The sequence below is a fragment of the Chromobacterium piscinae genome (genome assembly GCF_021129175.1).
Lineage (GTDB): Bacteria > Pseudomonadota > Gammaproteobacteria > Burkholderiales > Chromobacteriaceae > Chromobacterium > Chromobacterium piscinae.
In genome coordinates this window covers 47,892-74,616 of sequence record NZ_JAJOHV010000018.1, presented here as the reverse complement: position 1 = coordinate 74,616, position 26,725 = coordinate 47,892, and the positions used below count along the sequence as shown (strand labels likewise).

The following is a 26,725-nucleotide window of genomic DNA, read 5'->3' as shown; positions in this document are numbered from 1 at the left end:
CCCACACCCGTCAACACCTTTCTGCAAAGAAATTGAAAAAATCTGGTCAAAACACTGTAAACCACTGATAACAATAGAAACAGGCTTCGCGAGCCTTCTGAACCGCTTCCACTAGCCCGCCGGCCGCCATGAATGGATAATCTTCGGTCCCTCCTTTTCATGCAGTTTCGAACGTGAACCACAAGACCTGGATCTTCGACCTCGACGACACCCTCCACCACGCCAGCGGCGGCATCTTCGACCATATCAACAAGCTGATGACCGAATACATGATGCGCCACCTCGGCGTGGACGAGACGGAGGCCTGCGCGCTGCGCTCCCGCTACTGGGCGCAATACGGCGCCACCATGCACGGCCTGTCCACCCATCACGGCATCGACCCGCAGCAGTTCCTGATCGAAACCCATCCGGTGGAGGTATTGGAACAGTGGCTGCAATTCGAAGACCGGCTGGCGGAAAACCTCAGCGCCCTTCCCGGCCGCAAGATCATTCTGTCCAACGGCCCGCAGCACTATGTGGAAGGCATTCTGCAGCGGATGCGGATTCAACATCATTTCGAATCGGTATACGGCGTGGAGCGGCTGAACTATATCCCCAAACCCCACCTTGACGCCTTCCATGCCGTGCTGGCCCGCGAAGGCCTGAATCCCGCGCATTGCATCATGGTGGAAGACTCCCTGCCCAATCTGCTGACGGCGAAGGAGCTGGGCATGACCACCATCTGGGTCAGCCATGAGCCGCGCAAACCCGCCCACGTCGATCACCGCGTCGAGAAGATCAGCCAGCTGCTGCGGCTGCATCTGGATTAAGCCAGCGCATATATATAGAAAAAGGCCGGGAAACTTCCCGGCCTTTTTATTGGACAACGCGGATACGCTTACTTCAGCTTGATTTCGGACCACACCTTGTTCAGCTCGCGGCGATCCTTGGTGTTCAGATCGTGCAGCTGTTGCAGGCGCGGCAGGTCGGTGGTGGTGGGGAAGATCGCCGGGATCTTGGTCAGCTCGGTTTTGACGAACTTGCCGGCGGCGGCGTTCGGATTACCGTTGCCCATCTCATTGGTCAGGCCGGCGGCGTTCTTGCCGTCCAGCATGAAGTTGATGAACTTGTAAGCCAAATCCTTGCGAGGCGCATCCTTCAACACTACGAAGTTGTCCAGCGACAGGGTATTGCCCTCCTTCTGCAGGCTGAAGTTCAGCGCGAAAGCGCGCTTGGCCTTCTTGGCATCCTGCTGGGCCTGGAACATATCGTTGGAGTAGCCGAAGGCGACATAGATGTTGCCGACGGTCAGTTCCTTGATATAGGACTGGTTGTTGAAGGCGGCCCAATACGGCTTGGCCTTCAGGATCACGTCGCGGGCGGCTTTCCAGTCGGCCGGATTGGTGGAATTGGCCGGTTTGCCCAAATACATCAGCGCGGCGGAGACCAGTTCGCGCTGCGAATCCAGCACGGTGACCTTGCCCTTGATCTTGGCCAGCAGCGCCGGATCGAAGATCAGCGCCCAGCTGTTGACCTTATCGCTCAGGCCCAGCTGCTTCAGCTTGGTCTCGTTGTAGCCGATCAGGGTGGTGGTGAACGCGTACGGGGCGGAGTACTTGTTGCCCTTGTCGAAGAAGCTGTTCAGGTAGCCCGGGTTCAGATTCTTGAAGTTGGGCAGCTGGGCTTTGTCCAGCGGCTGGGCCTTGCCCTGCTTGATCAGCGCGTCGACGGCGAAACCGGTCGGCACCACGATGTCGTAGCCCTTGGCGCCGGCGGCCAGCTTGGCCAGCAGCTCTTCGTTGTCGCCGTAGTAGTCCTGCACCAGCTTGCACTTGCAGTAGGCCTCGAAACTCTTGGCCGCGCTCTCGGACAGGTAGTTGTTCCAGTTGTACAGATGCAGCTCTTCCGCGGCGAACGCCTGGGTGGAGGCCGCCAGCGCCAGCAGCGCGAGGATCTTCTTCATTTCGTTTCCTTTGTATTGCACAGCTTGGTGGTACTACGAGTTAACCGGGAGACACCCCCTCGCGTCGCCCGGGTGCGGCGGCGACGGCAAGGCATTATGCTGCAACGCAAAACACCCTGCCGCCAGATCGGCCTTTCGGCCTGGCGGCTCAGCCGTTGGCGCGCAAGGCGCTCGGCGAAACCTTGGACGCGATGACGATCAACGCCAGCGTCAGCAGCATCAGCAAGGATGACACCGCGTTCACCTCCGGCGTCACCGCGATCTTGATCATCGAGTAGATCTCCAGCGGCAGCATGCTGGCGCCGGCGCCGGCGGTGAAGAAGGTGATCACGAAGTCGTCGATCGACAACGTGAACGCCATCAGCGCGCCGGCGATGATGCCGGGCTTGATCACCGGCAGCGTGATCAGGCGAAAAGCCTGGAACGGCGTGGCGCCGAGATCGCGCGCCGCCTCCACCAGGCTGTCGTCCATGCCCTGCATCCGCGCCCGCACCACGATGGCGACGAAGCCGATGCAGAAGGCGATGTGCGACAGCAGGATGGTGACGAAGCCCAGCTCCAGGATGCCGATCAGCTGGTTGACGATGACAAAGAAGATCACCAGCGACACCCCCATCAGCAGCTCGGGGATGGCGATCGGCGTCAACACCAGGAAGGGCAGCAGCCTGAGCTTGTACTTATGCAGCGCGATGCCGGCCAGCGTGCCCAGGATGGTGGCGAAGAAACTCGCGATGATGCCGATCAGCAGCGAGTTGCCGGCCGCGGTCAGCATCTTCTCGTTATGGAACAGCTTCTGGTACCACTTCAGCGTGAAGCCCACCCATTCGGCGTTCAGGCGCGAATCGTTGAACGAGTACAGCACCACGATCACCAACGGCAGGTAGAGGAACAGATAGGTCAGGCCGGCCGAAGCCCACAGCCATTTGGATTGCTTCTTAGCCACGCGCCTTCCCCTTTCTGGCCACCACGGCCCCCAGCACAGCGATCAGCAGCACGCCGCCGGTCAGCATGATGGACAACACCGAGCCGAACGGCCAATCGCGGGTGTCCAGGATCTGCTGCTTGATCAGGTTGCCTATCATAATGGATTCGGTGCCGCCCAGGATGTCCGGGATGGCGAACATGCCCAGCGCCGGGATGAACACCAGCGCCGAGCCGGCGAACACGCCGGGCAGACTCAGCGGCCAGGTCACGCGCCAGAAGCGCTGCCAGGCGTTGGCGCCCAGATCTTGCGCGGCGTCGAGCAAGGCCATGTCGTGCTTTTCCAGATTGGCGTACAGCGGCAGCACCATGAAGGGCAAATGCACGTAAACCAGGCCGACGATCACCGCGAACGAGGTGAACAGCAGCCGCACCGGCTCAAAGCCCAGCGTGGTCAGCACCAGGTTCAGCGCCTTGGTGAACGCCGACTGCGGCCCCAGGATGATCATCCACGCGTAGATGCGGATTAGGAAGTTGGACCAGAACGGCAGGATCACCAACAGCAGCAGCAGATCTCGGTACTTCTTGCCGGAGCGGGCGATCAGCCAGGCCAGCGGGTAGGCCATCAGCAGGCAGACCACGGTGGTGGTCAGCGCATAGCCGGCCGACTTGATGAACAGCTCGATGTACAGCGGCTCTTCCACCAGGCGGTGGAAGTTGTCCAGCGTCAGCTCCCAGACGCGCTGGCCGTCCTCGATGGTGAACAGCGGCGCCAGGCCGCCGTAGTCGCCGGGCTGGCGGAATGCCGCCACCAGCATGATCAGCGACGGGATCAGGAAGAACAATACCAGATACAGCAAGGGGGGCCAGGACAGCGCCCACTTGCCGAAACGATCACGCATCGCCATCGCTTACTCCGTCAGGAAACTGCCGGCGTCGAAACGCCAAGCGACTTCGACCACGTCGCCGTCGTCGAAGAACTTGGCCACGCCGGGAATATTGTTGGGCTGCATCGCCTCCACCAACACGCCGTCGGCCACCTCCACCACGTAGAGGGTGACGTCGCCCAGGTACAGGCAATCATGGACGCGGCCCTTGAAATAAGCCTCGTCCGGCAGTTCCGGCAGCTCCTTGTCGAGCTTCACCTTTTCCGGCCGCAGCGCCAGCCAGCCCTGCTGGCCTTCCTTCACGCCCGGCACCGCCTGGCACTTGACGTCGCCGCAGCCCTTCAGCCCCACGGTCATAGCGTCGCCGTGCAAGGCCTTGACCGTGCCTTCCAGCACATTGCACTGGCCGAGGAAGTCGGCGACGAAACGATTCTTCGGATAGCTGTACAGCTTCTCCGGCGCGTCCAGCTGTTCCACCTTGCCATGGCTCATCACCGCGATGCGGTGCGACAGCGCCAGCGCTTCGCCCTGGTCGTGGGTGACGTAAACGAAGGTGATGCCCACCTCTTTCTGCAGATTGATCAGCTCGATCTGCATTTCCTCGCGCAGCTTGGCGTCGAGCGCGGACAGTGGCTCGTCCAGCAGCAACAGGCGCGGACGGTCCACCAGCGCGCGGGCGATGGCCACGCGCTGGCGCTGGCCGCCGGACATCTCGTGCGGGTAGCGGTCGCCGAACTGGGTCAGGCGCACGTCTTCCAGCAATTCATCCACCTGGGCGGCGATCTTGCGCTTGTCCCACTTGGCCATTTTCAGCGGGAAGGCGATGTTCTCGCGCACCGTCATGTGCGGGAACAGCGCGTAGCTCTGGAACACGGTGTGCACCGGGCGCTTTTCCGGCGCCACCTGCGACATGTCCTGGCCATCCAGCAGAATCTGGCCTGCGTCTGGTTGTTCGAAACCGGCCAGCATGCGCAGCAAGGTGGTCTTGCCGCAGCCGGAGGGTCCCAGCAGGGTGAAGAACTCGCCCGCCTCGACCGACAGGCTGACGTCGTTGACAGCCGTGTAGTCGCCAAAGCGTTTGACCACGTTTTTGATTTCCAGGAGAGCCATCTATCTTCCCCGCCACGAAAAAGGGCGCCATTTTAACAAAAAATCGGTTTCCGGGGCCGCGAAAATCCCTTGTAAATTCAAGACCTCAGCTCACTTTACCGCCTGGCGCGCCCGACAAGTCAAGCCGGCGGGATAAGTTGCTCTTTTCACTGACAAAAACCCGCGCGCGCCCTCTTTCGGAGGACGCTGAAAACTTAAAATGGTTCTCACTGAAATGATGCATTTTGACAACAAACTTGTCTGAAACAAGCGATTCATGTCGCCAAGCGCCGCTTTTCATGTCGCCGCTGCGACAAACGCCCCGTCCTTTCCCAGCCCGGCAGGCTGATTACGCCGCGCCGCCAGCGGCCAGCATTGGCGACTTCCCTCGCGATGTCAATATCATCAATCGTTTACATTTAACCACAATGCAAAAGGACGCCCGCAGGCGTCCTTGCATGACTGATGGTCTGGCTGGATCAGAACTTGGTGCCGACACCGATGCCGAACACCCACGGGTCCAGCTTCAGCGTGCCCAGCTTGTTGCCGGCGGCGCTGACATCGGTTTTCACCCACAGCTTCTTCACGTCGACGTTGACGAACCAGCTCTTGTTGACCGCGTAGTCGGCGCCGATCTGCAGCGCGGGACCGAAGCTGTTGTTCTTCACATCCAGCTTGGTTCCATTCGGCAATTGCAAGCCGTTGCTATAGAAACGGGTGTAGTTGATGCCTGCGCCAACATACGGACGGAAAGTGGCTTCCGGCGCGAAATGGTACTGCAGGGTCACGGTCGGCGGCAGCACCGAAACCTTACCCACATCGCCGAAGGCGTTAGTCGTCACCTTATGGCGCGAGGTGCCCAGAATCAGCTCGGCGCCGATATTGTTGGTGATCATATAGGTGAAGTCCAGTTCCGGCGCGACGGCAGACTTGCCCTCCACGTTCAGACCGGGAACGGCGGAATTGTCCCAGCTGGACGAGGGATCGACATCGATCACGCGGAAACGTGCCAGAATGTCGCCTTGGGCGGCGAACGCGCCGGCGGACAGCATGCCGATCATGGCGGCGAGTGCGAGCTTCTTCATTTCTGTTCTCCAATGACTAGGTAATGCCGCCATGAACTATGCCGGCGTTGACAGCCATGCACGCCGGCAGTAGCGTGCGACGTCCGCAGGCAGATTATCCAAGCCCTTCCTCTCACACTTTGCGTCAGATCATGAAAAAGTCATGAAATATGCCGATCTACGGGAATTCATCGCCCAACTTGAACAAAAGCAGCTGCTGAAGCGCATCAATGCTCCGGTATCTCCCCACCTGGAAATGACCGAAATCGGCGACCGGGTGCTGAAGGCCGGCGGCCCGGCGCTGCTGTTCGAACAACCGGTCCATGACGGCCGCCGCTACGACTTCCCGGTGCTGGCCAACCTGTTCGGCACGCCCGAGCGCGTGGCGATGGGCATGGGCGCCGAAGACGTGATGCAGCTCAGGGAGATAGGCAAGACGCTGGCCTATCTGAAGGAGCCGGAGCCGCCCAAGGGCCTGAAGGACGCCTGGGACAAGCTGCCGCTGCTGAAGCAGGTGCTGTCGATGGCGCCCAAGGAAGTGAAGAAAGCGCCCTGCCAGGACATCGTCTGGGAAGGCGAGGCGGTCGATCTCGGCAAGCTGCCGATCCAGCATTGCTGGCCCGGAGACGCCGCGCCGCTGATCACCTGGGGCCTGACCGTCACTCGCGGCCCCAACAAGAAGCGGCAGAACCTCGGCATCTACCGTCAGCAGGTGATAGGCAAGAACCGCGTGATCATGCGCTGGCTGGCGCATCGCGGCGGCGCGCTGGACTATCGCGAGTTCCGCCAGCAAAACCCGGACAAGCCCTATCCGGTGGCGGTGGTGCTGGGCTGCGACCCGGCGACGATACTGGGCGCGGTGACGCCGGTGCCGGACACGCTCTCCGAATACCAATTCGCCGGCCTCCTGCGCGGCAGCCGCACCGAGCTGGTCCAGTGCATCGGCTCGGACCTGCAGGTGCCGGCCCGCGCGGAGATCGTGCTGGAAGGCCACATCCACCCGAACGATATGGCGATGGAAGGCCCGTACGGCGACCACACCGGCTACTACAACGAGCAGGACAGCTTCCCGGTGCTGACCATAGACCGGATCACGATGCGCGAAAATCCGATCTACCACAGCACCTACACCGGCAAGCCGCCGGACGAGCCCGCCATCCTGGGCGTGGCGCTGAACGAGGTGTTCGTGCCCATCCTGCAGAAGCAGTTTCCGGAGATCGTCGATTTCTACCTTCCGCCGGAAGGCTGCAGCTACCGGATGGCCATCGTCAGCATCAAAAAGCAGTATCCCGGCCACGCCAAACGGGTGATGATGGGTTGCTGGAGCTTCCTGCGCCAGTTCATGTACACCAAGTTCATCGTGGTGGTGGACGACGACGTGAATACCCGCGACTGGAAGGAAGTGATCTGGGCGATCACCACCCGGATGGACCCGGTACGCGACACCACGCTGATCGACCATACGCCGATCGACTACCTGGACTTCGCCAGTCCGATCTCCGGCCTGGGCGGCAAGATGGGCCTAGACGCCACCAACAAGATGCCGGGCGAGACCAACCGCGAATGGGGCACGCCCATCGTGATGGACGACGCGGTCAAGGCGCGCGTCGACGCCTTGTGGAGCGAGCTGGGGCTGTAACGGCCCGCCGCCAAGCAAAAGCCGGGCTTGCCCGGCTTTTTTCATGCCCGCGAGGCGTCACGCCGGCAGGCGATGGACAATGGCCAGCCAGCCGATGGCTCCTCCGCTTGCGCTCAAAACGACTGCCTCGTTCTCCAGCAGCAACAGGCCGCCATCCGGCAGCGCCTCGCCGCCGCAGCGCCACGCGCCGCGCTGCAGATGCAGCAGCACCAGATCGGCGGCCTCCAGCCGCACCGTCTCTCCATCGGCCGGAGACAGCCGCTCCAAGTCGCCGCGGCCCCAATCGCGCGCCAGCATCAGATTGCAATCGCGCAAGGCTCCGCCCAGCAGCCGGCACTGGATGCCGATCTCGCCGGTGAAAGCCACCACCTGGCCTGGCGCGTCCAATGTCAGATGGCGGCCATCGGCCAGGCTCAGCTCCATGCCCTCGCCTTCCAACAGGCCCAGCAAGCGGTCCACGCCGGCGAAATGGGAAAACAGTCCGCCTTCCGCCACCTCGGCGATGGACATCCGCACGGCGAACGCGTCGCGCCGCTGCGGATGCGGCAGCCGGAACAACTCGCGGGTGCGGCCGCCGCCATTGGCCCACGGCATGTCCAGAAAACTCTGCGGGGTCAATACGCGCATGCCGACTCCAGAAAAAATGAACGCCCACCCGGCATGATGCCGGATGGGCGTTCCGCTGAACAGCCGCGCTCAGCGCTCGGCTTCAGCGCCTTGCAAAATCACCTCCCTGCCGTACACCAGGCTTTCGGCGTAGCCGGCAGCCCGGTAGCGGATGGGATGGCCCAGCTGGCGGCGCAGCTGTTTCAGCGCCGCCTGATCCAGTCCCTTGCCCGGCTCCGCCGGCCGTATCGCCAGCACCGCGCCGTCGCTGCGCTCTATCCCCAGCTTCACCAGCGGATAGGCGCCCACTTCCACCAGCACGCCGCGCTCCCAGGGCTGGCCGCCCATCGCCAGCAGCGAGGGCAGCAGGGCCAGCAGCCACAGCGCGCGCCGCGTCACGGCTTCACCAGCAACAGATGGCTATTGGCCGGCACGGTGATCCGGGCCGCGCCGCGCGATACCGACAAGGCCTGGCGCCAGGTTTCCTTGCTGCTGTCGTTGCGCCAACCCACGTCGGATGCCTGGAAGCGCACCGCCGGCAGCGCCAGCGTCTTGCCAGCCGGGAAGTACTGGTTGGCCGGCAGGGTGATGGTCTTGGCTGGGAAGCCGAAGCCCGCCACGTCCTGGCTGTAGGCGCCCAGCCCCAGCGTGGTGGTCAGCCGCTGCAGCAGGCTGCTGTAATCGCCGCCGCCCACCGCGCGCAATCCGTCGTTCAAAGCGCTCTCTCCCTTGCTGGGGCCGGTCACCCACGGCTTCATCACGCCAGGGCCGAACTGGTGCAGCATCTGCATGCCCAGCGCCAGCGCCTTCGGATAGCAAGTGTAATCGTCGGCGGCGACGCTCCAGCCCTTCAGATTGCATGCCGGCTTGGCCAGGAACTGCTCGAAATCGCCGCGCGGACGCAGATCCGGATGCGAGTTGGCGTCGCGGCCGCGGCCGCCAGTGTAGGTATCGGCCGACACCAGGTAGCCCATGGTCTGGGCCGCCAGCTCGTTCTCCCATACCGTGGTCGGCGTCGAACCCGGCTTCTGGCGCAGAATCTTGTTGTAAGCGTACAGCACGTGCAGGTATTCGTGAGCCATCGTCGACAACGCCAGGCTCGGGCCGTTGTCCTTCATCGACCAGTTGCCCGGGTTGTCGGCCTTGGCGAAGGTGTCCAGATCGATGAAGGTCACCAGCGCCTGGTTGCTCTTGCCGATCACGTCGGCGCAGTCGGCGTCGCCCTGGCACATGCTGGCCGCGGCCGAAGCCAGCAGCGCGTTGGTCCAGCGCACGTAGCCGAGCAGGCGGCCGCCGCTGGTCTTGGCCGGATCGTTGAGCCGGCTCAGCACCAGGTGCACGTCCTTGGTGTCGCCGGGCAGGGCCAGACTGCGCCAGCTCGGGTGGATGTCGTTGCCCCAGGGCTCGCTGACCACGCTGGCTTCCAGCGGATAGACGCTGTTGGCGAAACGCTCCGCCAGCGCGTCGGCCTGGGCATTGTCGACGCTCACGTCCAGGCCGCCCTGGCCCCAGACATAGACCTTGCCGCCGCCATTGGGCAGATCGCGCACCGCTTTCAGCGTAGTGGGGCTGTCGCCATCCATATCGTGCCAGGTGCGCGCGTCGCCCAGCGCGTAGGCTTGCTGCTGCAGCGCGGCCTGCGCGCCGCTCAGCTTGGCCGAATGCTGCAATTGCAACCGTTGCAACACGCCGTTGCTGCTGTTCTTCGCCACCGCGTTCAACACCGCCTGGCTTTCGGCCTCCAGGCGATCCGCCACTTCACGGTCGGCGCCGCGCAGGCCGCTGCCGGACAGCTTGAACTGGGTGGAGGTATCGCCGCCGCTGACGCGAACCAGCTCGGCCTGCCAGGCCGAGGTCACCGGGCCGGCGACTTGCAGCGTCTGGTCGCGGCCGGTGGTGTTGCTGTAACGGTAGACCGAACCCGATGCCGCCCCGCCGGCGCTGGCCGGCAACTTGCAGCTGCCGCCCGCGCAATCCAGCGTGCCGACCTCGACGCCGCTGGCGCTGCGCTGGGAAAAAGCGACCGAAGGCGCACCGCCCGATCCGCTGTCAGCCGACGAACTCCCCCCGCCGCCGCATGCGGTCACCATTGCGCTCAGAATCACGGAAGCCAGGACTGTCTTTTTGATCTCTTTCATCACTTTGTCGTCTTTTTGTGGTTAATTTCTGAATACAATCTTGATATTAGCCACATGACATAAATCAACACAATGTCAATTTATTACAATTAATAGTCGGACAAATGCCGTCGCCTAGGCGGCTGAAGCGTCTCCATCCGGCAAACCTGCTATCATTCAGCGCATTTTCAGAATAAGGATCGACCATGGCATTCCTGCGCAACCCCAACTCCGCTCAACGTCTGAAACGGTTGAACGCCCGCCAGCGCAAGAAAATGCGCGTAGGCGAGTTCCGCGAGCTGGGTTTCCACCTGGTGGCAGAACTGCACGACGGCGCGGATGCCGACGCGCTGCTGGACGGCTGGCTGACCCGCTTCGACGAAGCCGGCATCAGCTTCGGCGGCCATTTCGACGGCAAGAACCGCCTGGAAGGCGTGGCCTTCCCGATCAGCGGCGTGCAGATCGACGAAGCGCTGCGCGGCGATCTGGTGACCTGGCTGCAGGCCCGCCCCGAAGTGAAGTCGCTGGAAGCCAGCGAGCTGATCGATCTGTGGCACGCCGCCTGAGGTTTGCTCTAGATGTGAAAAAGCCGGCAATCGCCGGCTTTTTTCTTGTCCGCCCGACTTATGCACAAGATCAGGCGGAGCTCGTTTTTATCCACAGGATTCATGACAGCTGCCGGAATACCCGGTAGCCGACGTAAAGCCAAGTCTCGCGCGCGAGAAAGCGGGACCAACTGGCCAGCGTGCGGAAACGGCTGGATTGGGTGGGCGCCGGATAGGCGCGCAGACCCAGGTCACCGGCCATTAGCACCGCGCGCCGCATATGCAGCGGATCGCTGACTAAAAGATAGGAGCGGATGCCAAACTGGTTGCCTAGGTCCCGGGCATTGGATAGGTTCTGCCAGGTGGTGCGCGACTGGTTCTCCACCAGCATCGCCGTCATCGGTACGCCTTGCCTAGCGGCGAACTCGCGCCCGACGTCCGCCTCGGCCGGATAGCCCGGCTCAGGCGTGCCGCCGGTGAACACGATCCAGCGCACCTTGCCGCTCTGGTACAGCTTGACCGCGTGGTTGATGCGCTCGCGGAACACCGGCGAAGGCTTGCTGCCCCAGGCGGCAGCGCCCAGCACCAGCGCGGCGTCGGCAGCCGGCACGTCTTCGCCGCTGCCGTAGTCGACAATGCTCCACGCGACATAGGCGAAGCCCAGCACCACCAGCAGAACCGCCAGCAGGAAGCCTCTTATCATCAAGCGTAAGTAGAGCATCGGCACCGCAAGTTAAAAGGAAAGGGATAAGCGATTGTAACCTCAATGCCGCCGCCGCGGGCAGCCCCGGGCTAACGTTCCAGTTCCCAGATCGCCGCCTGCAGGGTTTCCATCCGCGCCGCCAGCGCGGTCTGGGCATCCTGCAAGGCCTTGTTGTAAATGTCCCGTCCCATCTTGTCAGCCAGGAAATCCAGCAGGAAGCGGGCGTCGAAACTGCCGACCTCCAGCCCCAGCTGGTCGGACAGGTATTGCTGCAATTGCGGCGCCAGCTGTTGCAGCTGCTGCTCGCTGAGGAGGAATTGGGTGGCCATCGTCACATCCGGGTAAAAAAGCGATTATGGCATGGAGAGCGCGGCCGCCGGCATCGCAGACGACCGCCGCGACGCCGGATCAGGGCTCTTGGCACACCGTTTCAGGATGGCGCGGATCGCACTGCGAATTCCAGCTCCAGCTCAGCGCCTGCTCCTCATTGACCTTCAGTCCCAAGGCAAAGGCGGGGGACGACAGGTTGAGACTCAAGAGTTCGCTTGCCGCGTTGGAATACATGCCTGGATCCTGATTGACCGGCTGCACCTGCAGATAATTGCCCAGCCGCAGGGTGATCTGGCTATTGCCCAGCAAGTAGCGGAAGTTGTCTTGCACATAGCGCCCGACCGGGAAAGTCCTCCCATCCGGCAGGGAAACCACCTTGTCGGCGGGAACCAGCTTGTTCAGCCCACTCAGCAGGTTCTGGCCGGGCTTGTACAGCAGCGCATCCTTCACCTGCGCCAAGCTGGCCTGCACGCCGCTCTGGATCGCGCTGTCGATCTTGCCTTCAGCCTTGTTGATCAATACATCGCCGACCACCGGCAGAATCCAGCTCAGGTTCGAATCGCAATCGGTGGAGGAGGACGTCGTCGCGGTCATGCCGGCCTTGCCTGCGGCCATGCTGCCGTCGGCAGTGCCGTACTGAGCGGTGAGGACCATATTGCTCAGCGTCAGGGTATTGGTGCAGCTGTAGTTGATAACCCCGAGCTTGCGGCCGGAGTACCGGTTGCGCACTTGGTAGTTGAGTCCGGACAGGCTGATGTAGGCCACGCCGCTGGCATCCGGACGTATCGTCACCTGCGCGTTGCCGCTGACCGTCCCGCTCAGAAAAGTGGCGCCGTTCTGCGACACCAGCTGCGCCACCCGCCCATTCAGTCCTTGTTGCAGGATATTCGGCGTCTTCATCAGTTCCGACACCGCCTGCCAGACCGGGCCGCCCTTGCTGGCATCCTCCCGGTAGCTGAGCGCGCCGCCGCCGTAATTGAGCGTAGTGACGAACTGATCCGAAATGACTCTGGGAGTCCAGTCCGCTTGCGCGCTGCCAGCGGCAAGCAGAATGGCGATTGATAGGATTGAACGCATGACATTCCTTGGATTAGCCAGCCATCTCGATTGCAATGCGCCGCGCAGTGGCTGAATCTGCCCGACTGTTCTGATTAGTCGGTTAGATTAATGCACAGCCCATAAAACTACAATGGCATAAAAATGACTAAAACGCAGCGCTAAAACAACAGAACCATCCAAGCCATTCAAAACCAAGCGAAGCGCGAAGTCCGGGCTCATGCGGCGGCGAATGAAATGTCGATGATGCATCGTTCAAACCAAGCCCGCGGCAGAAGATCAGGAAACAGAGAATGCTACAGCCGCGACCACTCGTGTCCCAATCGCAACAAGCCTTGCTGCACTGCGCGCTGGCTGCGCCGCAGACAATCCCGCCATGGCTCGCGCTCGCCTCCCCGCCTCGGCCAGTGCCGGCAGAGCTGCTCGAGCAGCTCGAACCTCGACGGACAACTGTCGTAGCACAGCGTAATGCCGTCGGCGCAGCTTCGCCTGGCCAGGCGCGCCAGCTTGTCCGGCAACGGCGCCGGACTGAGGCAGACGCGGACGCCGTGGAACAAGCTGGAACGCCAGAAGCGCTGCTGGCAACGCCAGTCGTCCAGCAGGCAGGACCATGTCCGGGCAGGCAACTCGATACTCCACCACCAGGCGGGATGATTCATCGCTCGCTCCATTTTGTGCGGTGCACAATAAACGTTATACCTGCATCGGAACGCCGCCGCCAGCCGCTTGCGACGCGCATAAAAAAACCGGCGCGCGCGGCGCCGGCAAGCACGAGTCGAACAAAGGATGGGAAATCGTTTACAGCGTCACCCAGCGCGGCCGGGTCAGCATGTCCGGCTGCAGGATGTCGTCCAGCTGTTCGCGGGTGAGCAGGCCGTGGGCCAGCACCACCTCGGCCACGCTGCTGCCGTTGGCGTGCGCCTCGGCGGCGACGCGGGTGGCGGCCTCGTAGCCGATCACCGGGTTCAGCGCGGTCACCAGGCCGATCGAGCTTTCCACGCTCAGGCGCAGCCGCTCGCGGTTGGCGGTGATGCCCTTGACGCAGTGCTCGGTCAGCGTGTCGCAGGCGTTGGCCAGGTGGCCGGCGCTGCGGAACAGGCTGTAGGCGATCACAGGCTCGAAGGCGTTCAGCTGCAGCTGGCCGGCCTCGGCCGCCATGGTGATGGTGACGTCGTTGCCGATGACTTCATACGCCACCTGGCTCACCACTTCCGGAATCACCGGGTTGACCTTGCCCGGCATGATGGACGAGCCGGCCTGGCGCGCCGGCAGATTGATCTCGCCGAAGCCTGCGCGCGGGCCGGACGACAGCAGGCGCAGGTCGTTGCAGGTCTTGGACAGCTTGACCGCCGCGCGCTTGATCACGCCGGACAGCTGGACGAAGGCGCCGCAATCCTGGGTGGCTTCGATCAGGTTGGGCGCGGTGATCAGTTGGCTGCCGATCAGCTCGGACAGATGCAGGCACACCAGCCGGGCGTAGTCCGGATGGGCGGTGATGCCGGTGCCGATGGCGGTGGCGCCGAGGTTGATCTCCAGCATCAGGGCGCTGGCTTCCTTCAGCCGCTGCTCGTCCTCGCCCAGCATCACGGCATAGGTCTGGAACTCCTGTCCCAGCGTCATCGGCACCGCGTCCTGCAGCTGGGTGCGGCCCATCTTCAGGATGTCCTTGAACTCCTCGGCCTTGTCCTCGAAGGCCTTGCGCAGCGTTTCCATCCGCGACACCAGCTTGAGCACGCCCCAGAAGGCGGCCAGGCGCAGCGCGGTCGGGTAGACGTCGTTGGTGCTCTGGCACAGGTTGACGTGCTCGTTCGGGTGCAGATATTGGTACTCGCCCTTGGCGTGGCCCAGCAGCTCCAGCGCACGGTTGGCGATCACCTCGTTGGCGTTCATATTGGTGGAGGTGCCCGCCCCGCCCTGGATCACGTCGACGACGAACTGGTCGTGCAGCTTGCCGGCGCGGATCTCCTCGCAAGCGTCGACGATGGCCTGGGCCAGCTTGGGATCGAGGATGCCGAGGTCGCGGTTGGCCTGGGCGGCGGCCTGCTTGATGCAGGCCAGCGCGCGGATCAGGTCGCCGTAGCCGGCGATGGTCTGGCCGGTGATCGGGAAATTCTCGATGGCGCGCAGCGTGTGCACGCCCCAGTAGGCGTCGGCCGGCACGTCGCGGTTGCCGAGCAGGTCGTGTTCGATACGGGTGGACATCTGGAGGGTCTCCTCAGGGCGGCCGCCATGCGCGGCCTAGAATGCCCCGCACTGTATGCCCGCCCCGGAAGCTTGGCCAATTCCGAATGGCGATGGGGTCATGCAAGAAATGCATAACCCTGCGCCAGCCTTGTCCGGCGCGGCTTGCCTTAGAGCCTGTTCAAAGGCTAGCGAGACAAGGCGAAAACAGCTGAAGAAGCGGAGTGTACATACGGCACTGAGCATTCTGAAGCGGTTTTCAACGCAGTATCGCCGACGCCCAGCAGACTTTGAACAGGTTCTTAGAGCGGCTAACAAAAATCAGTTTCACGGCTGAGGCAAGGCGCGCCGACGCAGGCAGTACTTGAGTACGACAAGTCGGCGCAACGCCGCATCAGGAATTTTGTTAGCCACTCTTAGACTTCCGGGTAACGCTCGGCAAGGTAATCCCACAAGTCCTCCAGCGCCGCGCGGCCGCGGCGGTGGTCGCAATACAGTCTGACTTCCATCTCCACGCTCCATTCGTCGCTTCCGGCGGCCGCCAGCCGGCCGGCCTCGCGCTCCGCCGCCACCGAACTCTCCGGCAGGAAGGCCAGGCCGTGGCCGGCCAGCGCCATCTGCTTCAGCCCTTCGGCCATATCGGTTTCGTAGCGCAGCGACAGATGCGCCGGCTCGGGGCCGCCGACCAACAGCAAGTCGCTCATCAGCCGGAAATAGGCGTTGCTGGCGTAGCCGAGGAAAGGCAGCGGCGCGTCGGCGGAGCCGGGCAGCGCGTAGCGCGCCGCGCCGCCATCGGCCGCCGCGTAGGGCCGCAGCCGCTCTACGCCCAGCCGCAGGCCACCGTAGCGCGCGTCGTGCAGCTCCACCGGCTGTTTGGGGTGGTGGTAGCACATCAGCAGATCGCTACCGCCTTCGACGAAGGCCAGCACCGCATCATGCACATTGCTGGCCTGCAGCCGGCAGGACAACTTGCCGAAGCCGGCCTCGACCTCGGTCAGCCACTTGGGAAAATAGGAGAACGACAGCGTGTGCGGCACCGCGAATTCCAGCGTGCCCTGCGGCAAGGGCTGCAGGCCGCGCAGCATGGTGCGGGTGGTGTTGAGCTGGGCCAGCAGCGGCACCGCCTGCACCCGCAGCAGCTTGCCGGCGGCGGTGAGCTTGGTGGGATAGGTGGTGCGGTCTATCAGGTCCGCGCCCAGCCAGCTCTCCAGCGCGCGAATGCGGCGTGAAAACGCCGGCTGCGTCAGGTGGCGCAGCTCGGCGGAGCGGGTGAAGCTGCCGGTGTCGGCCAATACCAGGAAGTCTTCCAGCCAGCGGGTTTCCATCGCGGGGGTCCAGATGCGGGATGCCCGATGTTACACCGGCGCGGCACTTTCCGGCGCGACGGCGCTCTATCATCGGACTATTCTTTCCATGACAACCGTCTTGCCGATGACGCAGCCCTCCGCCACGCCGAAATGAACGCCGTCCTCTCTCCCCCGCCTGCCCGCTGGTCCGGCCGCGCGTTGGCCTTCGCCGCCAGCGCCGGCCTGCATCTGCTCGCCCTGCTGGCGTTGCCCGCGATGCGCTCCACGCCGCAGCCGGCCCCTGCGCCGCCGCTCAAGATAAGCATCCAGGCCATCCACGCCCGCCTGCTGCCGGCTCCGGCGTCGGAACGCCAAGCGCAAACGCGGCCCCCCGTTCCAGCAGAACCGCGCCGCAGCGCATCCTCCTCGCGCGCCGCGCCTGCATCCGCGCGCGGCCTCCCAGGCAAGGCGGCGGCCAGCGCCGGCAAGAGCGAAGCCCGGGTGACGCTGGAAGGCTTGCGCCAGCAGGTACGGCAGTTCACGCCGGAGAACCCGGACGCCAAGCCGCTGCCGGAAAACCCGGAGAAAGCCCGTCTCGCGCGCGGCATCGACCGGGCGGAGCGCGCCGATTGCAAGAATGCCTACGCCGGCCTAGGCCTGCTGGCCGCGCCGATGCTGTTGAAAGACGCGCTGGATAAAGACAACGGCTGCAAATGGTAGCTTGCAGCCGTTGATTGCGGGAATGGGAAATCGTCAGCCCTGCAGCGTCACCCAGTCCTGAGTGGCCTCGGCGGCTTGAAACTCATGCACCGCCTCCCGCATCAGCGCGAACGCCGACGGCGCGTCCAACCGGTTGCAGGCATCGGACAGGCGCGCCAGCAGCGATGCCATCTCGTCTTCGGCCAGATGGTATTCCTGCGCGCGCATGATGCGGGCGTGATCGGTAGGCTGCACGTTGTCGCCGATCAGCAGCTCTTCGTAAAGTTTCTCGCCCGGACGCAGGCCGGTGACGCGGATCTCGATGTCGCCGCCCGGCTGGCTCTCGTCCTTCACCTCCAGCCCGGATAGGTGGACCATGCGCCGCGCCAGTTCGATGATCTTCACCGGCTCGCCCATGTCCAGCACGAACACGTCGCCGCCGTCGCCCATCGCGCCGGCCTGGATCACCAGCTGCGCCGCTTCCGGTATGGTCATGAAGTAACGGGTGATGTCGGCGTGGGTCAGCGTGATCGGGCCGCCGGCCTTGATCTGGCGGCGGAACAACGGCACCACGGAGCCGGAGCTGCCCAGCACATTGCCGAAGCGCACCATCACGAAGCGGGTGCGGCTGCCGCGGGCGTGGCGGGTCTGCAGCGTCAGTTCGGCCAGACGCTTGGTGGCGCCCATCACATTGGTGGGGCGCACCGCCTTGTCGGTGGAGATCAGCACGAAGGTGTCGACGCCGCAGTCTTCCGCCGCGCGGGCGGTGGTGTCAGTGCCGAAAGCGTTGTTGACGATGCCGGCCACCGGATTGTGCTCCACCATCGGCACGTGCTTGTAAGCGGCCGCGTGGTAGACGGTTTCCACCTGGAACGCGCGCATCGCCTGGGTCAGCCGCGCATAATCGGTGACCGAGCCCAGCAGCGGCGTGCGCGGAATCCGCGGCGCGATCTGAGCCAGCTCCTGGTCTATGCTGTACAGCGCGAACTCAGACAGCTCGAACAGCACGATGCGCGCCGGGCGGTTCTTGACGATTTGGCGCGCCAGCTCGGAGCCGATGGAGCCGCCGGCGCCGGTGACCATCACCACCTTGTCGCGGATATTGCGCGCCAACAGCTCGGCCTTGGGCGGCACCGGCTCGCGGCCCAGCAGGTCCTCGATATCGACCTCCTTCAGCTCCTCCACCCGCGCCTCGCCGGACACCAGATCCGCCATGCCGGGCAGCCGCTTGATCGGCACCCGCAGCTTTTCCAGCGACTCCAGCACCTCGCGCTGGCGGCCGCGTCCCACCGACGGCATCGCCAGCAGGATGCACTTGGCCTGGGTGTCCTTGATCAGCGCCGGCAATTCCTCGGGCGCATGCACCGCCACGCCGCGGTAGGTGCGGCGGTGCAAATCAGAGTTGTCGTCGACGAAGGCCATCGGCCGGTATTCGCGGCCGGCCTGCAAGGCCAGCATCAGTTGCAGGCCGGCCTGGCCGGCGCCGTAGATGATCACAGGATCGCGCGGCGCTTCGGTGGCGTCGATGCGCCGCACCAGCCCGCGCAGCAGGAAGCGGCTGCCGCCGATATAGGCCATCGCGAACACCCAAAAGATGATCACCGACGTGCGCGGCATCGCCCAGATATGGAACATCTGTATCATGCCCTGCAGCACCAGCACCGACAGCGTGACACCACTGAACACCGTGTAGATGATTTTGTCGTCCAGATACTTCAGCACCGCGCGGTACAGGCCCAGCTTGATGAAGATCGGGATCGCCCACAAGGGCGGCACGATGAAGATCCACAGGTGCAGGTTAAGCTTGGGGTCCCAATAGCCGCCCAGGCGCAGGAACACAGCGCTCCACAGCGCCAGCGGCAGCAGCAGCGCGTCCATCAGCGCCAGCATCGCCATCTTGTTGTGGCGGGAGAAGGCTAACAGCTTTTCAAACATGGTCATTCTTTCGTATCCGGCCGCCATTGGTACAGCGCGTCCGGACAGCGTTCCTCGTTATCCTGGCCGTCGCCCAGGCTCAGTAATTTGAAACCATGCGCCTCGTAAAAGCGCCGCGCGCCGGCGTTGGCTTGAAACACATGCAGCCGGCAGGCCCGCGTCTGCCGCAATGCCACCCGCTCCAGCAGCGCTCGACCGATGCCGGCATTCCGATGGCCGGCGCCGACATACAGCTGATCCAGCCACAGCAGGCCATCTTGTTCCGAGCAAGCGGCGAAACCGGCGATCTCGCCGCCCCGCTCCGCCAGCCAGACGCCGCCCGCCGGCAACAGCGCGCCGGCGAACCAGGCGCGCACCGCCGCGTCGCCATGCGCCAGCGGCGCGTAAGGCATCTCGCGACGGCAGGCCAAATAAATGGCCGCCAGCGCGCCGGCGTCGGCGGCCTCGGCAGCGCGGATGGATAAGGTCATCGGCTAACGATCTTCATCAGGGTGGCGACGATGATGCGGATGTCTTCCCACAAATTATGGGTCTCGGCGTAGCGGACGTAATAGCCCAGCTTCTCCGGCAACACCTCGTCGATATAGGCGCGCTCCGGATCGGCGGCGCGGCCCAGTATCTCGTTTTCATCGATCATGCGAATCGACGCCCAGTCGGTAATGCCCGGGCGCACCGACAGCACGATGTCCTTCGCCTCGTCCGGATAGTGGGCCACATACTTGGGCACTTCCGGCCGCGGCCCGACCAGGCTCATGTCGCCGAACAGCACGTCAATCAGTTGCGGCAACTCGTCCAGCTTGGTCTTGCGCAACAAGCGGCCGGCGCCGGTGACGCGCGAATCGGCGCCGACGGTCAGTTGGCCCTGGCGCTCGGTATCCACCTGCATGGTGCGGAATTTATGGATGCGGAACAGCGTGCCGTTCCGTCCCACCCGCACCTGGCGGAAAAACACCGGCCCCGGCGAATCCAGCTTCACCCACAGCGCCACCGCCGCGAGCGGCAGCGCCAGTACGATGAGGCCCGCGCCGGAAGCGACGATGTCGAACAAGCGCTTTACCAACCGCGAGCCGTGGCGGCGCGGCCGGCAGCAGGGCGGCAGCAATTCGCCGCCCTTTTTTTCCAACCGCTCGCTCATGCGCCCAGAATCTCGCGCACCGCGGCGATGACGCGGGTCTGGTCATCGTCCGTCATCCGGGTGTACAGCGGCAGCGTCACTTCGGCTTCGAAAGCGGCGTCGGCCACCGGGAATTGCTCGCGCGTCAGCCGGTAGCCGTCGCGCCATACCGGCTGGCGGTGCAGCGGAATGAAATGCACCGAGCAGCCGATGCCCTTCTCTGCCATCCTGGCGATGAAATCGTCGCGGCTGATGCCGGCTTCCGGCTTGATCCGCACCGGGTACAGGTGCCAGGCGTGGTTGCTGCCCTCGTCCTTGGCGCGCGCCGGCAGGATCAGCGGCAGATCGGCCAACTCGCGGTCGAAACGCTGGGCCATGACCTCGCGCTTCGCGTAGAACCCGCGGATCTTCTTCAGCTGATGGATGCCCATCGCCGCGGCGGTGTCCGGCATATTGTACTTGTAGCCCGGTGCCACCACTTCGTAGTACCAGGCCGGGGTCTTGGACACGTAGCGATCGAAGGCGTCGCGGCTGATGCCGTGCAGGCGCATCACCTTGCAGCGGGCGATGATGTCCTTGTGCTTGGACACCACCATGCCGCCTTCGCCGGTGGTCATGGTCTTGTTGGCGTAGAAGCTGAATACCGTCACGTCGGAATCCAGCGTGCCGATCAGCTTGCCCTTGTAATAGGTGGGCATCGCATGGGCGGCGTCCTCGACGATCTTCAGCCCATGCTCGCGGGCGATGGCGATAATCTCGTCCATGTCGCAGGCCAGGCCGGCGAAGTGCACCGGGATAATGGCTTTGGTCTTGTCGGTGATCGCCGCGCGGATGGCGTCCGGGCGGATGTTGAAGGTCGCCGCGTCCACGTCCACGCACACCGGGTGCGCGCCCAGGTAGCGCACCACTTCGGCGGTGGCGGTGAAGGTGTAGGACGGCACGATCACTTCGTCGCCCTCGGTCACGCCGATGGCTTCCAGCGCCAGGTGCAGGCCGGCGGTGGCTGAATTCACCGCGATGGCCTCCACGCCGTCGCCCAAGAATGCCGCGAAATCAGCCTCGAACTGCTTGGTCTTGGGACCGGTGGTCACCCAGCCCGAACGCAGTGCGTCGACCACTTCGTTGATTTCTTCCTCACCGATGTCCGGCAAGGCGAACGGCAGAAATTTCGTTTCGCTCATCGTTTTCTCTTTCGTCTTTGCGCGGCCGCCTTCGGCCGCCGTCCATGTCCATCGCCGCGCGCGTCGCCCACGGCCTGCAAAATCTTTTGTCGGGCGGAAGCCCAAAGGAGTGTTCCGCCATCGCCATCAATTAACTGACTATGCCGGACGGGACGCCCGCCTCCTATCCTTGCAGTCTCACCGCGTCTAGAAAGCGGCGTGCCAACACCGCGTAGTCGTGGTTGGCTAGCACATAGGCCTTGCCGGCCGCGCCCATCGCATCGCGCTCGGCCAGCGGCAGCACCGCCATCCGTTTGACCGCGTCGGCGATCACCGCCGGGTCTTCCACGCCTATGCTCAAGCCCGCGCCGGCATCCTTCACCATGTCGTTGCCGGCCTCCACCGAGTGGATCACCGGCTTGCCCGCCATCATGTAGTCGAACAGCTTGTTCGGGTTGATGCCGAAGCGATAGATCGGCAGCTTGCGCCAGCCGATGTATAACGCGTCGCACTCGGCCAGAAAGGCCGGCACGCTGCGTTTGGCGATGGACGGCAGGAACATCACGTTGTCCAGCTTCAGCTCGGCGGCTCGCGCCACCAGCGCCTCTTTGTCCGGACCGTCGCCGACCAGAACGAAAGTCACCGGCGCGTCGCGCATCAAGGAAGCGGCTTCCAGCAGATAATCCAGCGCGTTGGCCAGGCCGTGGCCGCCGGCGTAGCCGACGATGAAGCGCCCATGGGCCTTCAATTCCGCCAGCCGCATCCGGTGTTCGGCTGACAGCGGCAAGGCCTCGCCCTGCCACTCGCCCACGTCCACCCCATTGGGAATCACCGCGTATTTTTCCGGCGCCATGCCGTGCGCCATCATATAGTCCCTGGCGCAGGGCAGCATCGACACCACGGTGTCGGCGCGCTTGTAGCCGAAATCCTCGGCCCACTGCAGCAGGCGGATGAACGGGTGCTTCGGCGACATGCCACCCACTTCCACCGGCGTCAGCGGCCACAGGTCGTGCACCTCGTACACCAGCCGCGCGCCGGTCTTGCCGGCGATCCACGCCGCCGGCACGGTGTCCAGCGGATAGGTGGACGAGGCGATCACCACATCCGGCTTCCACTCTTTCAGATAGCGGCGCGACAGGCCCATCACCTTGGCCAGGAAGCTGAAGATGTTCAGCACCCGGCCGATGCCATTGCCTTCGTAAGGGCGCGTCTTGCACCAGGTGTAGCGGATGCCGTCGATATCCTCGTCGCGGTACTTGCCGTCCACCTGCGGATGGGTCTGACGCAGGTGCGACACGTCGGCCGCCAGCATGTTCACTTCGTGCCCGGCCTGCACCCATTCGCGCGCCAGGTAATACGGGCGGAATTCCATGCCGTGGCGTGGGCTGCCGGCGTAGTGGTTGATGTAGAGAATTTTCATGGTTTACAGCGTCGCGTACAGCTTGATCAGCTTGTCGGCCTCGGCCGCCCAGCTGTATTTATTGAGCACCGCCCGCTTGCCGGACTCGCCGAGCGCGCGCATGCGCGCTTCGTCGCCCAGCAGCTCGTTGATGGCGGCGGAGATGGCGGCCGCGTCCTGCGGATCGACCAGCACGCCGCAGCCTGCGTCGTCGACGATCTCGCGCCAGACCGGGAAATCGCTGGCGATCACCGGCATGCCGGCGGCCATGTATTCAAATAGCTTGATCGGCAGCGCGTCGACGTAATTGGGCGTGGGGAACAAGGTCACCAAGCCGATCTTGCTGCGGGCCAATACCTCGGCCACGCCCTTGCGGTCCAGCACGCCCAGGTCGTTGACCCGCGCCCAGCCCGGCTCGGCCGTGACCTTGGCGCGGAGATCGCTCTCGCTCCACGGCCCGGCCAGGTTCAGCCGGGTGGAAGTGCCCGGCAGCGCGGCGACAATGGGCTCGATGCCGCGGATGCGGCTGATGCCGCCGATGTAGCACACCTCGTTGCGGCGGCTTTCCCACGGCGTGTCGCGCACCAGCTCTTCCAGTATCGGGAAGTTGCACACGTCCAGCGCGTTGGCGCCCAGCTTCTCGAAGCGTTTGCGGATGTGCGGGGTGGAGGTGACGATGGCGTCGAAGCGGCGCGCCGCCCAGTCCTCCAGCGTCTCGAAGCCGCCGGACACCAGCGGACGCACCGCGCCGGGTATCCAGTGCTTGGCCAGGATCTGGCGCGGCACGTCCTCGTGCACGTCGTACACCACCTTGATGCCGGCCTGCTTCAGTCGCACGCCGGCGGGGATCAGCTCCGGGTCGTGAAAGTGCACTACGTCCGGCCGCAGCTTCAGCGCGGCCTGGTAGACGCGCTTGACGGTGCCGGTCATCCGCGACAGCCGGCCGCCGGTCTTGGGGCCGACATCATGGATGCGCACGCCGTTGCGGATTTCCTCGCCCTGGCCGTCGGCGACGATCAGCGTCACCTCATGGCCGGCCGCCGCCAGCGAGCTGCACTCCTTGACGAAGATGCGGATGTCGTGGCGCGGATGGGCGGAGGTCAGGTGGGCTATTTTCATCAGGTTCAAACCTTGTTGGCGGCCAGTTCGCGGATCAGATCGGCGAAGCCGGCCATATTGGCCTGGTGCAGCGCCTTGGCCGCCACCAGGCCGCGGTTGGTCTCGGCCATGCCGCGCAGCGCGTCGTCGTCGGCGGCCTTGATCATCGCGCGGCACAGCTCCGGGCCCAGCCGGCCGGCATCCTCGGCGATCATGCCGTTGAGGCCGTCGATCACCCATTCGCCGTTGGCCGGCAGATTGGACAGCAGCGGCAGGCAGCCATGGCCCATCGCCTCCATCAGGCTGACGCTGGTGGCGTCCGAGCGCGGCACGCTGACGAAGACGCGCGACTCGGCGTACAGCTTGCCCAGCGCGGCGCTGTCGACGAAGCCGGCGAACTCGACGCGCTGAAGGCCCAGCGACGCCGCCAGCCGTTTCAGATTCTCGGTCTCGCCGCCGCTGGCGGCGACGACCAGGTTCCAGTCGGCGCAGCAGCCGCTGTTCTCCACCCCGGCCCAGCCCTTGAGGATGGCGTCGATGCGGTACAGCGGCTTATGCAGTCGGCAGGACAGCACCTGCTTCTTCTTGGCCGGAACAACAGGCTCCGGCGGCAGCGCGTCGATGCCGTAGCTCAGCAGGCTGATGCGGCAATCGCCGGCCAGCTCGCGGATCTTCGCCGCCATGTACAGCGAGTCGGACGTGATCGCGGCGGCGGCTTTGAGGTTGCCGCGCACCATCGCCCGCAGCAGCGGGTTCTGGTCGGGCAGCAGCAGCACGTCGGAGCCCCAGGCGGTCAGCAGCATCGGAATGCCTGAACCGGCCAGCGCGCGGCGGGCGTGCCAGGCCACGCTATTGGCCTGGTGGACGTGGACCACGTCGGGCTTCACTTCGGCGATCCAGTTCTTGAGCCGCGCGGCGGTGGACAACGCCTTCAGACTGAAGTCGACCCGCAACTCGCCTTTCAGATTGGCCGGACGGCGGTCCGCCGGCACGTCGCCGTTGCAGGCCAGGTACAGTTCGTCGACATGCGGCGCGATGCCGGCCAGAAAGCGCCAGGTATGGATGGAGGCCGAGCCCGCCACCAGCAGGCGGGCGATCTTGTCAGTCATTGGCCCAGGCCTCGTACAGACGGTGCAGCTCCGGACTCTGCGCCAGCCACTCGGCATCGCCGTCGCGGGTATCGCCGACCACCCGCGCCGGATTGCCGGCCAGGATGGCGAAATCCGGATACTCGCCGGCCGGCACGAAGCTGTAGGCCGACACGATGCTGCCCTTGCCCAGCTCCACGCCCGGCATCAGCACCGAGTGCGGGCCGATGAAGCTGTACGCCCCCAGCCGGGTGGATTTCTTCAGATAGCCGACATGGTTGTCGCGCGTCAGGTACTCGCGGCCATACAAACGAATCGCCACATGGCTGGAGTGGGTCAATACAGACACGTAGTTGGTGACCTGGCAGCCCTCGCCGATGTACAGGCCGCCGGAAGCGTCGATCAGATTGAAATGGCCGATGTAGACATTGTCCTCGACCATCAGTTTGTCGATGTGTTCGATGCGCGTCATATTGGAGACGCGGGTGCGCTTCAGGAACACGCCGTCGCCGCGCTGGAAGCCGTATACCATGCGCGGCCGCACCCATGCCGACAGCCGAAAGCGGATGCGGCTGAAGAGTCCATTCCAGTTCATCGTGCCGCCTTATAAAGCCAGGTGAAGTAAGCAAGGAAATAGCCGGCCATCACGACCGACACCAGTTGGAACGTGGCTACCGCATCCTGCCAGAGATGGAAGCCCAGCCACAACGAGCCCAGGAACAGCACGGCCTGCACCAGGGACAGGAAAAACGCGAAGCGCTGGCGATTGATCACCGGCGGCACCATGCCCAGCGGCGAGGCGACGAAATGGAACAGGATGTACAGCGACATCGCCTCGGCGTAGCGGCCTGCCTCGGCCCAGTTGCGGCCGAACACCAGCGTGAACAGCGGCTCGCCGAAAATCTGGATCACCAGGAAGGGAAACAGCGACATGCCGAACAGCGTCAGCATCATCTTGCGCAGGATGGGGCGCAGCGGCTTGCCCAGATTGCGCGCCTCGGCCAGCTCGCGGTAGGCCACCTGGGCCACCGCCTGGCCGATCAAGGCCGCCGGCAGTTTCAACACCCGCATCATCAAGCCGTAGAAACCGACCGCCGAGGTGCTGGCCAGCACGGCCAACACCGCCAGCGTGGCGGAGTCCAGCAGCGCCGTGCTCAAGGCGTGCGGCGCGTTGATCTTGGGAAATTCGATATAGGCGATCGCCGCCTCGCGCATGCCCTGGCGGCTGACGCCGCGCCGCCAGCCGAAGCGGGCCTTCAGGTCCTGCCAGCTTTGCGCCAGCAGCGAGCCGATCTGGCCAGCCAACTGGCCCAGGATCAGGCCGCCGGCGCCGGCGCCCAGCCAGCCGGCCAGCACCTGGGTGCCGGCCATGCCGAAAGACTGGGTCATGCGGCCGTTGGCGTTGGCCTGGTAGCGGCGATGGCGGTTGTTCCAGTTGGTCCAGGCCTGCATCAGGCCCGCCAGCCACACCGACAGCGGCAGCAGCACCAGCCAGGACTCCAGCTCTGGCGCGCCCAGACGGGCGGCGATGTGCGAATGGCCGCCCATCAACACCACCAGGCCGATCAACAAGGCCAGCGCGCTGGCGCACAGCAGAGACAGGCCCATCAGGTTGTCCGCACGGCTTTCCTCGGCCGGCAGCACGATGGCCATCTCGTAGCGGGCAGTGGCCAGCACCGCCAGCGTCGACATCCACGACACGTACACCGCCTGGATGCCCACCTCGTGCGGGTCGTACAGGCGGGTGATCAGCGGCGAGGCCAAGAGCGGCACCACCTGGGCCACCGCCGCCCCGGTGACCAGGGTGATGATGTGGCGGATGAAACCGCTTTTAGGCACGCGCAGCGACGACAATGACACCATCCG

The 26,725-nt window shown here is 64.3% G+C and carries 27 protein-coding genes; 4 read left to right on the top strand and 23 right to left on the bottom strand.

All coding sequences use genetic code 11. The annotated features are described in order from the left end of the window. Window positions 1-173: 173 nt before the first annotated feature. Window positions 174-809, top strand: coding sequence for a pyrimidine 5'-nucleotidase (locus tag LQR33_RS05605; RefSeq protein WP_021477380.1), 636 nt, complete (start codon window positions 174-176; stop codon window positions 807-809). Between the two features lie 68 nt (window positions 810-877). Here the strand turns inward: LQR33_RS05605 and LQR33_RS05600 are convergent, their stop codons facing one another. The 5 genes from LQR33_RS05600 to LQR33_RS05580 form a co-directional block, all read right to left on the bottom strand. Further along, on the bottom strand, window positions 878-1,942 hold the full coding sequence (locus LQR33_RS05600; RefSeq protein WP_021477381.1) for an ABC transporter substrate-binding protein: 1,065 nt from the start codon (window positions 1,940-1,942) through the stop codon (window positions 878-880). A gap of 148 nt (window positions 1,943-2,090) precedes the next feature. Continuing rightward, window positions 2,091-2,885, bottom strand: coding sequence for an ABC transporter permease (locus LQR33_RS05595; protein WP_021477382.1), 795 nt, complete (start codon window positions 2,883-2,885; stop codon window positions 2,091-2,093). Continuing rightward, the gene (locus LQR33_RS05590) at window positions 2,878-3,771 is read right to left on the bottom strand and encodes an ABC transporter permease (protein WP_231179239.1); all 894 of its coding nucleotides are present in this window, start codon (window positions 3,769-3,771) and stop codon (window positions 2,878-2,880) included. Before LQR33_RS05590 ends, LQR33_RS05595 begins: the two co-directional genes overlap by 8 nt. Window positions 3,772-3,774: 3 nt before the next feature. Beyond that, window positions 3,775-4,860 carry an ABC transporter ATP-binding protein gene (locus LQR33_RS05585; protein WP_231467905.1) on the bottom strand — a complete coding sequence of 362 codons (1,086 nt, stop codon included), beginning with the start codon at window positions 4,858-4,860 and terminating at the stop codon, window positions 3,775-3,777. A 458-nt stretch (window positions 4,861-5,318) separates the two neighbouring features. Then, window positions 5,319-5,924, bottom strand: coding sequence for an OmpW/AlkL family protein (locus LQR33_RS05580; protein ID WP_221667292.1), 606 nt, complete (start codon window positions 5,922-5,924; stop codon window positions 5,319-5,321). A 142-nt stretch (window positions 5,925-6,066) separates the two neighbouring features. On the opposite strand from LQR33_RS05580, the gene ubiD reads away from it, so the two are divergent. Next, complete coding sequence (gene ubiD, locus LQR33_RS05575) at window positions 6,067-7,542, top strand: 4-hydroxy-3-polyprenylbenzoate decarboxylase (protein WP_231467903.1); 1,476 nt, start codon at window positions 6,067-6,069, stop codon at window positions 7,540-7,542. Window positions 7,543-7,599: 57 nt separating this feature from the next. Here the strand turns inward: ubiD and LQR33_RS05570 are convergent, their stop codons facing one another. The 3 genes from LQR33_RS05570 to LQR33_RS05560 form a co-directional block, all read right to left on the bottom strand. Then, window positions 7,600-8,169, bottom strand: coding sequence for a HutD/Ves family protein (locus LQR33_RS05570; protein ID WP_231467901.1), 570 nt, complete (start codon window positions 8,167-8,169; stop codon window positions 7,600-7,602). Between the two features lie 69 nt (window positions 8,170-8,238). Continuing rightward, window positions 8,239-8,547 (bottom strand): hypothetical protein, encoded by a 309-nt coding sequence (locus LQR33_RS05565; RefSeq protein WP_166440309.1) that lies wholly within the window; start codon window positions 8,545-8,547, stop codon window positions 8,239-8,241. After that, window positions 8,544-10,286, bottom strand: coding sequence for a M30 family zinc metallopeptidase (locus tag LQR33_RS05560; protein ID WP_231179241.1), 1,743 nt, complete (start codon window positions 10,284-10,286; stop codon window positions 8,544-8,546). Before LQR33_RS05560 ends, LQR33_RS05565 begins: the two co-directional genes overlap by 4 nt. A 185-nt stretch (window positions 10,287-10,471) precedes the next feature. Between LQR33_RS05560 and LQR33_RS05555 the strand changes: the two genes are divergently transcribed. Continuing rightward, entirely contained in the window at window positions 10,472-10,831 is a 360-nt protein-coding gene (locus LQR33_RS05555; RefSeq protein ID WP_021477390.1) for a YggL family protein, read from the top strand. Window positions 10,832-10,931: 100 nt separating this feature from the next. Here LQR33_RS05555 and LQR33_RS05550 read toward each other — a convergent pair whose 3' ends face one another. The 6 genes from LQR33_RS05550 to LQR33_RS05525 form a co-directional block, all read right to left on the bottom strand. Then, entirely contained in the window at window positions 10,932-11,531 is a 600-nt protein-coding gene (locus LQR33_RS05550) for a YdcF family protein (protein WP_221664571.1), read from the bottom strand. A gap of 71 nt (window positions 11,532-11,602) precedes the next feature. Then, entirely contained in the window at window positions 11,603-11,842 is a 240-nt protein-coding gene (locus LQR33_RS05545) for a DUF2164 family protein (RefSeq protein ID WP_021477392.1), read from the bottom strand. 79 nt (window positions 11,843-11,921) lie between these two features. Beyond that, window positions 11,922-12,920, bottom strand: a complete 999-nt coding sequence (locus tag LQR33_RS05540; RefSeq protein WP_166440312.1) for a hypothetical protein — start codon at window positions 12,918-12,920, stop codon at window positions 11,922-11,924. Window positions 12,921-13,195: 275 nt separating this feature from the next. After that, on the bottom strand, window positions 13,196-13,558 hold the full coding sequence (locus LQR33_RS05535; protein ID WP_166440313.1) for a hypothetical protein: 363 nt from the start codon (window positions 13,556-13,558) through the stop codon (window positions 13,196-13,198). 139 nt (window positions 13,559-13,697) lie between these two features. Further along, complete coding sequence (aspA, locus tag LQR33_RS05530) at window positions 13,698-15,101, bottom strand: aspartate ammonia-lyase (protein WP_166440314.1); 1,404 nt, start codon at window positions 15,099-15,101, stop codon at window positions 13,698-13,700. Between the two features lie 395 nt (window positions 15,102-15,496). Then, window positions 15,497-16,405, bottom strand: coding sequence for a LysR substrate-binding domain-containing protein (locus tag LQR33_RS05525; RefSeq protein WP_231467899.1), 909 nt, complete (start codon window positions 16,403-16,405; stop codon window positions 15,497-15,499). 132 nt (window positions 16,406-16,537) lie between these two features. Here LQR33_RS05525 and LQR33_RS05520 point away from each other — a divergent pair, with 132 nt between their 5' ends. After that, window positions 16,538-17,086, top strand: coding sequence for a hypothetical protein (locus LQR33_RS05520; RefSeq protein ID WP_231467897.1), 549 nt, complete (start codon window positions 16,538-16,540; stop codon window positions 17,084-17,086). Between the two features lie 33 nt (window positions 17,087-17,119). Here the strand turns inward: LQR33_RS05520 and LQR33_RS05515 are convergent, their stop codons facing one another. The 9 genes from LQR33_RS05515 to LQR33_RS05475 form a co-directional block, all read right to left on the bottom strand. Then, complete coding sequence (locus tag LQR33_RS05515; protein WP_370907263.1) at window positions 17,120-19,000, bottom strand: polysaccharide biosynthesis protein; 1,881 nt, start codon at window positions 18,998-19,000, stop codon at window positions 17,120-17,122. 2 nt (window positions 19,001-19,002) lie between these two features. After that, a complete protein-coding gene (locus tag LQR33_RS05510) occupies window positions 19,003-19,470 on the bottom strand; it encodes a GNAT family N-acetyltransferase (protein WP_221664574.1) in 468 nt (155 codons plus the stop codon). Then, the gene (locus LQR33_RS05505) at window positions 19,467-20,135 is read right to left on the bottom strand and encodes a sugar transferase (protein WP_269212297.1); all 669 of its coding nucleotides are present in this window, start codon (window positions 20,133-20,135) and stop codon (window positions 19,467-19,469) included. Before LQR33_RS05505 ends, LQR33_RS05510 begins: the two co-directional genes overlap by 4 nt. After that, entirely contained in the window at window positions 20,132-21,295 is a 1,164-nt protein-coding gene (locus LQR33_RS05500; protein WP_166440318.1) for a DegT/DnrJ/EryC1/StrS family aminotransferase, read from the bottom strand. The genes LQR33_RS05505 and LQR33_RS05500 overlap by 4 nt, the downstream gene beginning before the upstream one ends. 163 nt (window positions 21,296-21,458) lie before the next feature. Continuing rightward, a complete protein-coding gene (locus LQR33_RS05495) occupies window positions 21,459-22,694 on the bottom strand; it encodes a glycosyltransferase family 4 protein (protein WP_166440319.1) in 1,236 nt (411 codons plus the stop codon). Window positions 22,695-22,697: 3 nt separating this feature from the next. Further along, window positions 22,698-23,792, bottom strand: a complete 1,095-nt coding sequence (locus tag LQR33_RS05490) for a glycosyltransferase family 4 protein (protein WP_046157461.1) — start codon at window positions 23,790-23,792, stop codon at window positions 22,698-22,700. A gap of 5 nt (window positions 23,793-23,797) precedes the next feature. Beyond that, window positions 23,798-24,880: a glycosyltransferase family 4 protein gene (locus tag LQR33_RS05485; RefSeq protein ID WP_231179249.1), complete on the bottom strand. Its 1,083-nt coding sequence runs from the start codon at window positions 24,878-24,880 to the stop codon at window positions 23,798-23,800. Next, complete coding sequence (locus LQR33_RS05480; protein ID WP_021477405.1) at window positions 24,873-25,454, bottom strand: acyltransferase; 582 nt, start codon at window positions 25,452-25,454, stop codon at window positions 24,873-24,875. The genes LQR33_RS05485 and LQR33_RS05480 overlap by 8 nt, the downstream gene beginning before the upstream one ends. After that, window positions 25,451-26,722, bottom strand: a complete 1,272-nt coding sequence (locus LQR33_RS05475; RefSeq protein ID WP_166440321.1) for a lipopolysaccharide biosynthesis protein — start codon at window positions 26,720-26,722, stop codon at window positions 25,451-25,453. The genes LQR33_RS05480 and LQR33_RS05475 overlap by 4 nt, the downstream gene beginning before the upstream one ends. Between the last annotated feature and the right edge of the window lie 3 nt (window positions 26,723-26,725).

What these genes read in the sequence shown, in the direction of transcription:
- LQR33_RS05580 (WP_221667292.1), bottom strand. Translation starts at nt 5,924, where the DNA reads ATGAAGAAGCTCGCACTCGCCGCCATGATCGGCATGCTGTCCGCCGGC.
- aspA (WP_166440314.1), bottom strand. Translation starts at nt 15,101, where the DNA reads ATGTCCACCCGTATCGAACACGACCTGCTCGGCAACCGCGACGTGCCG.
- LQR33_RS05570 (WP_231467901.1), bottom strand. Translation starts at nt 8,169, where the DNA reads ATGCGCGTATTGACCCCGCAGAGTTTTCTGGACATGCCGTGGGCCAAT.
- LQR33_RS05550 (WP_221664571.1), bottom strand. Translation starts at nt 11,531, where the DNA reads ATGCTCTACTTACGCTTGATGATAAGAGGCTTCCTGCTGGCGGTTCTG.
- ubiD (WP_231467903.1), top strand. Translation starts at nt 6,067, where the DNA reads ATGAAATATGCCGATCTACGGGAATTCATCGCCCAACTTGAACAAAAG.
- LQR33_RS05590 (WP_231179239.1), bottom strand. Translation starts at nt 3,771, where the DNA reads ATGGCGATGCGTGATCGTTTCGGCAAGTGGGCGCTGTCCTGGCCCCCC.
- LQR33_RS05480 (WP_021477405.1), bottom strand. Translation starts at nt 25,454, where the DNA reads ATGAACTGGAATGGACTCTTCAGCCGCATCCGCTTTCGGCTGTCGGCA.
- LQR33_RS05510 (WP_221664574.1), bottom strand. Translation starts at nt 19,470, where the DNA reads ATGACCTTATCCATCCGCGCTGCCGAGGCCGCCGACGCCGGCGCGCTG.
- LQR33_RS05540 (WP_166440312.1), bottom strand. Translation starts at nt 12,920, where the DNA reads ATGCGTTCAATCCTATCAATCGCCATTCTGCTTGCCGCTGGCAGCGCG.
- LQR33_RS05515 (WP_370907263.1), bottom strand. Translation starts at nt 19,000, where the DNA reads ATGTTTGAAAAGCTGTTAGCCTTCTCCCGCCACAACAAGATGGCGATG.
- LQR33_RS05490 (WP_046157461.1), bottom strand. Translation starts at nt 23,792, where the DNA reads ATGAAAATAGCCCACCTGACCTCCGCCCATCCGCGCCACGACATCCGC.
- LQR33_RS05585 (WP_231467905.1), bottom strand. Translation starts at nt 4,860, where the DNA reads ATGGCTCTCCTGGAAATCAAAAACGTGGTCAAACGCTTTGGCGACTAC.
- LQR33_RS05500 (WP_166440318.1), bottom strand. Translation starts at nt 21,295, where the DNA reads ATGAGCGAAACGAAATTTCTGCCGTTCGCCTTGCCGGACATCGGTGAG.
- LQR33_RS05600 (WP_021477381.1), bottom strand. Translation starts at nt 1,942, where the DNA reads ATGAAGAAGATCCTCGCGCTGCTGGCGCTGGCGGCCTCCACCCAGGCG.
- LQR33_RS05535 (WP_166440313.1), bottom strand. Translation starts at nt 13,558, where the DNA reads ATGAATCATCCCGCCTGGTGGTGGAGTATCGAGTTGCCTGCCCGGACA.
- LQR33_RS05505 (WP_269212297.1), bottom strand. Translation starts at nt 20,135, where the DNA reads ATGAGCGAGCGGTTGGAAAAAAAGGGCGGCGAATTGCTGCCGCCCTGC.
- LQR33_RS05525 (WP_231467899.1), bottom strand. Translation starts at nt 16,405, where the DNA reads ATGGAAACCCGCTGGCTGGAAGACTTCCTGGTATTGGCCGACACCGGC.
- LQR33_RS05545 (WP_021477392.1), bottom strand. Translation starts at nt 11,842, where the DNA reads ATGGCCACCCAATTCCTCCTCAGCGAGCAGCAGCTGCAACAGCTGGCG.
- LQR33_RS05560 (WP_231179241.1), bottom strand. Translation starts at nt 10,286, where the DNA reads ATGAAAGAGATCAAAAAGACAGTCCTGGCTTCCGTGATTCTGAGCGCA.
- LQR33_RS05520 (WP_231467897.1), top strand. Translation starts at nt 16,538, where the DNA reads ATGAACGCCGTCCTCTCTCCCCCGCCTGCCCGCTGGTCCGGCCGCGCG.
- LQR33_RS05555 (WP_021477390.1), top strand. Translation starts at nt 10,472, where the DNA reads ATGGCATTCCTGCGCAACCCCAACTCCGCTCAACGTCTGAAACGGTTG.
- LQR33_RS05495 (WP_166440319.1), bottom strand. Translation starts at nt 22,694, where the DNA reads ATGAAAATTCTCTACATCAACCACTACGCCGGCAGCCCACGCCACGGC.
- LQR33_RS05485 (WP_231179249.1), bottom strand. Translation starts at nt 24,880, where the DNA reads ATGACTGACAAGATCGCCCGCCTGCTGGTGGCGGGCTCGGCCTCCATC.
- LQR33_RS05475 (WP_166440321.1), bottom strand. Translation starts at nt 26,722, where the DNA reads ATGGTGTCATTGTCGTCGCTGCGCGTGCCTAAAAGCGGTTTCATCCGC.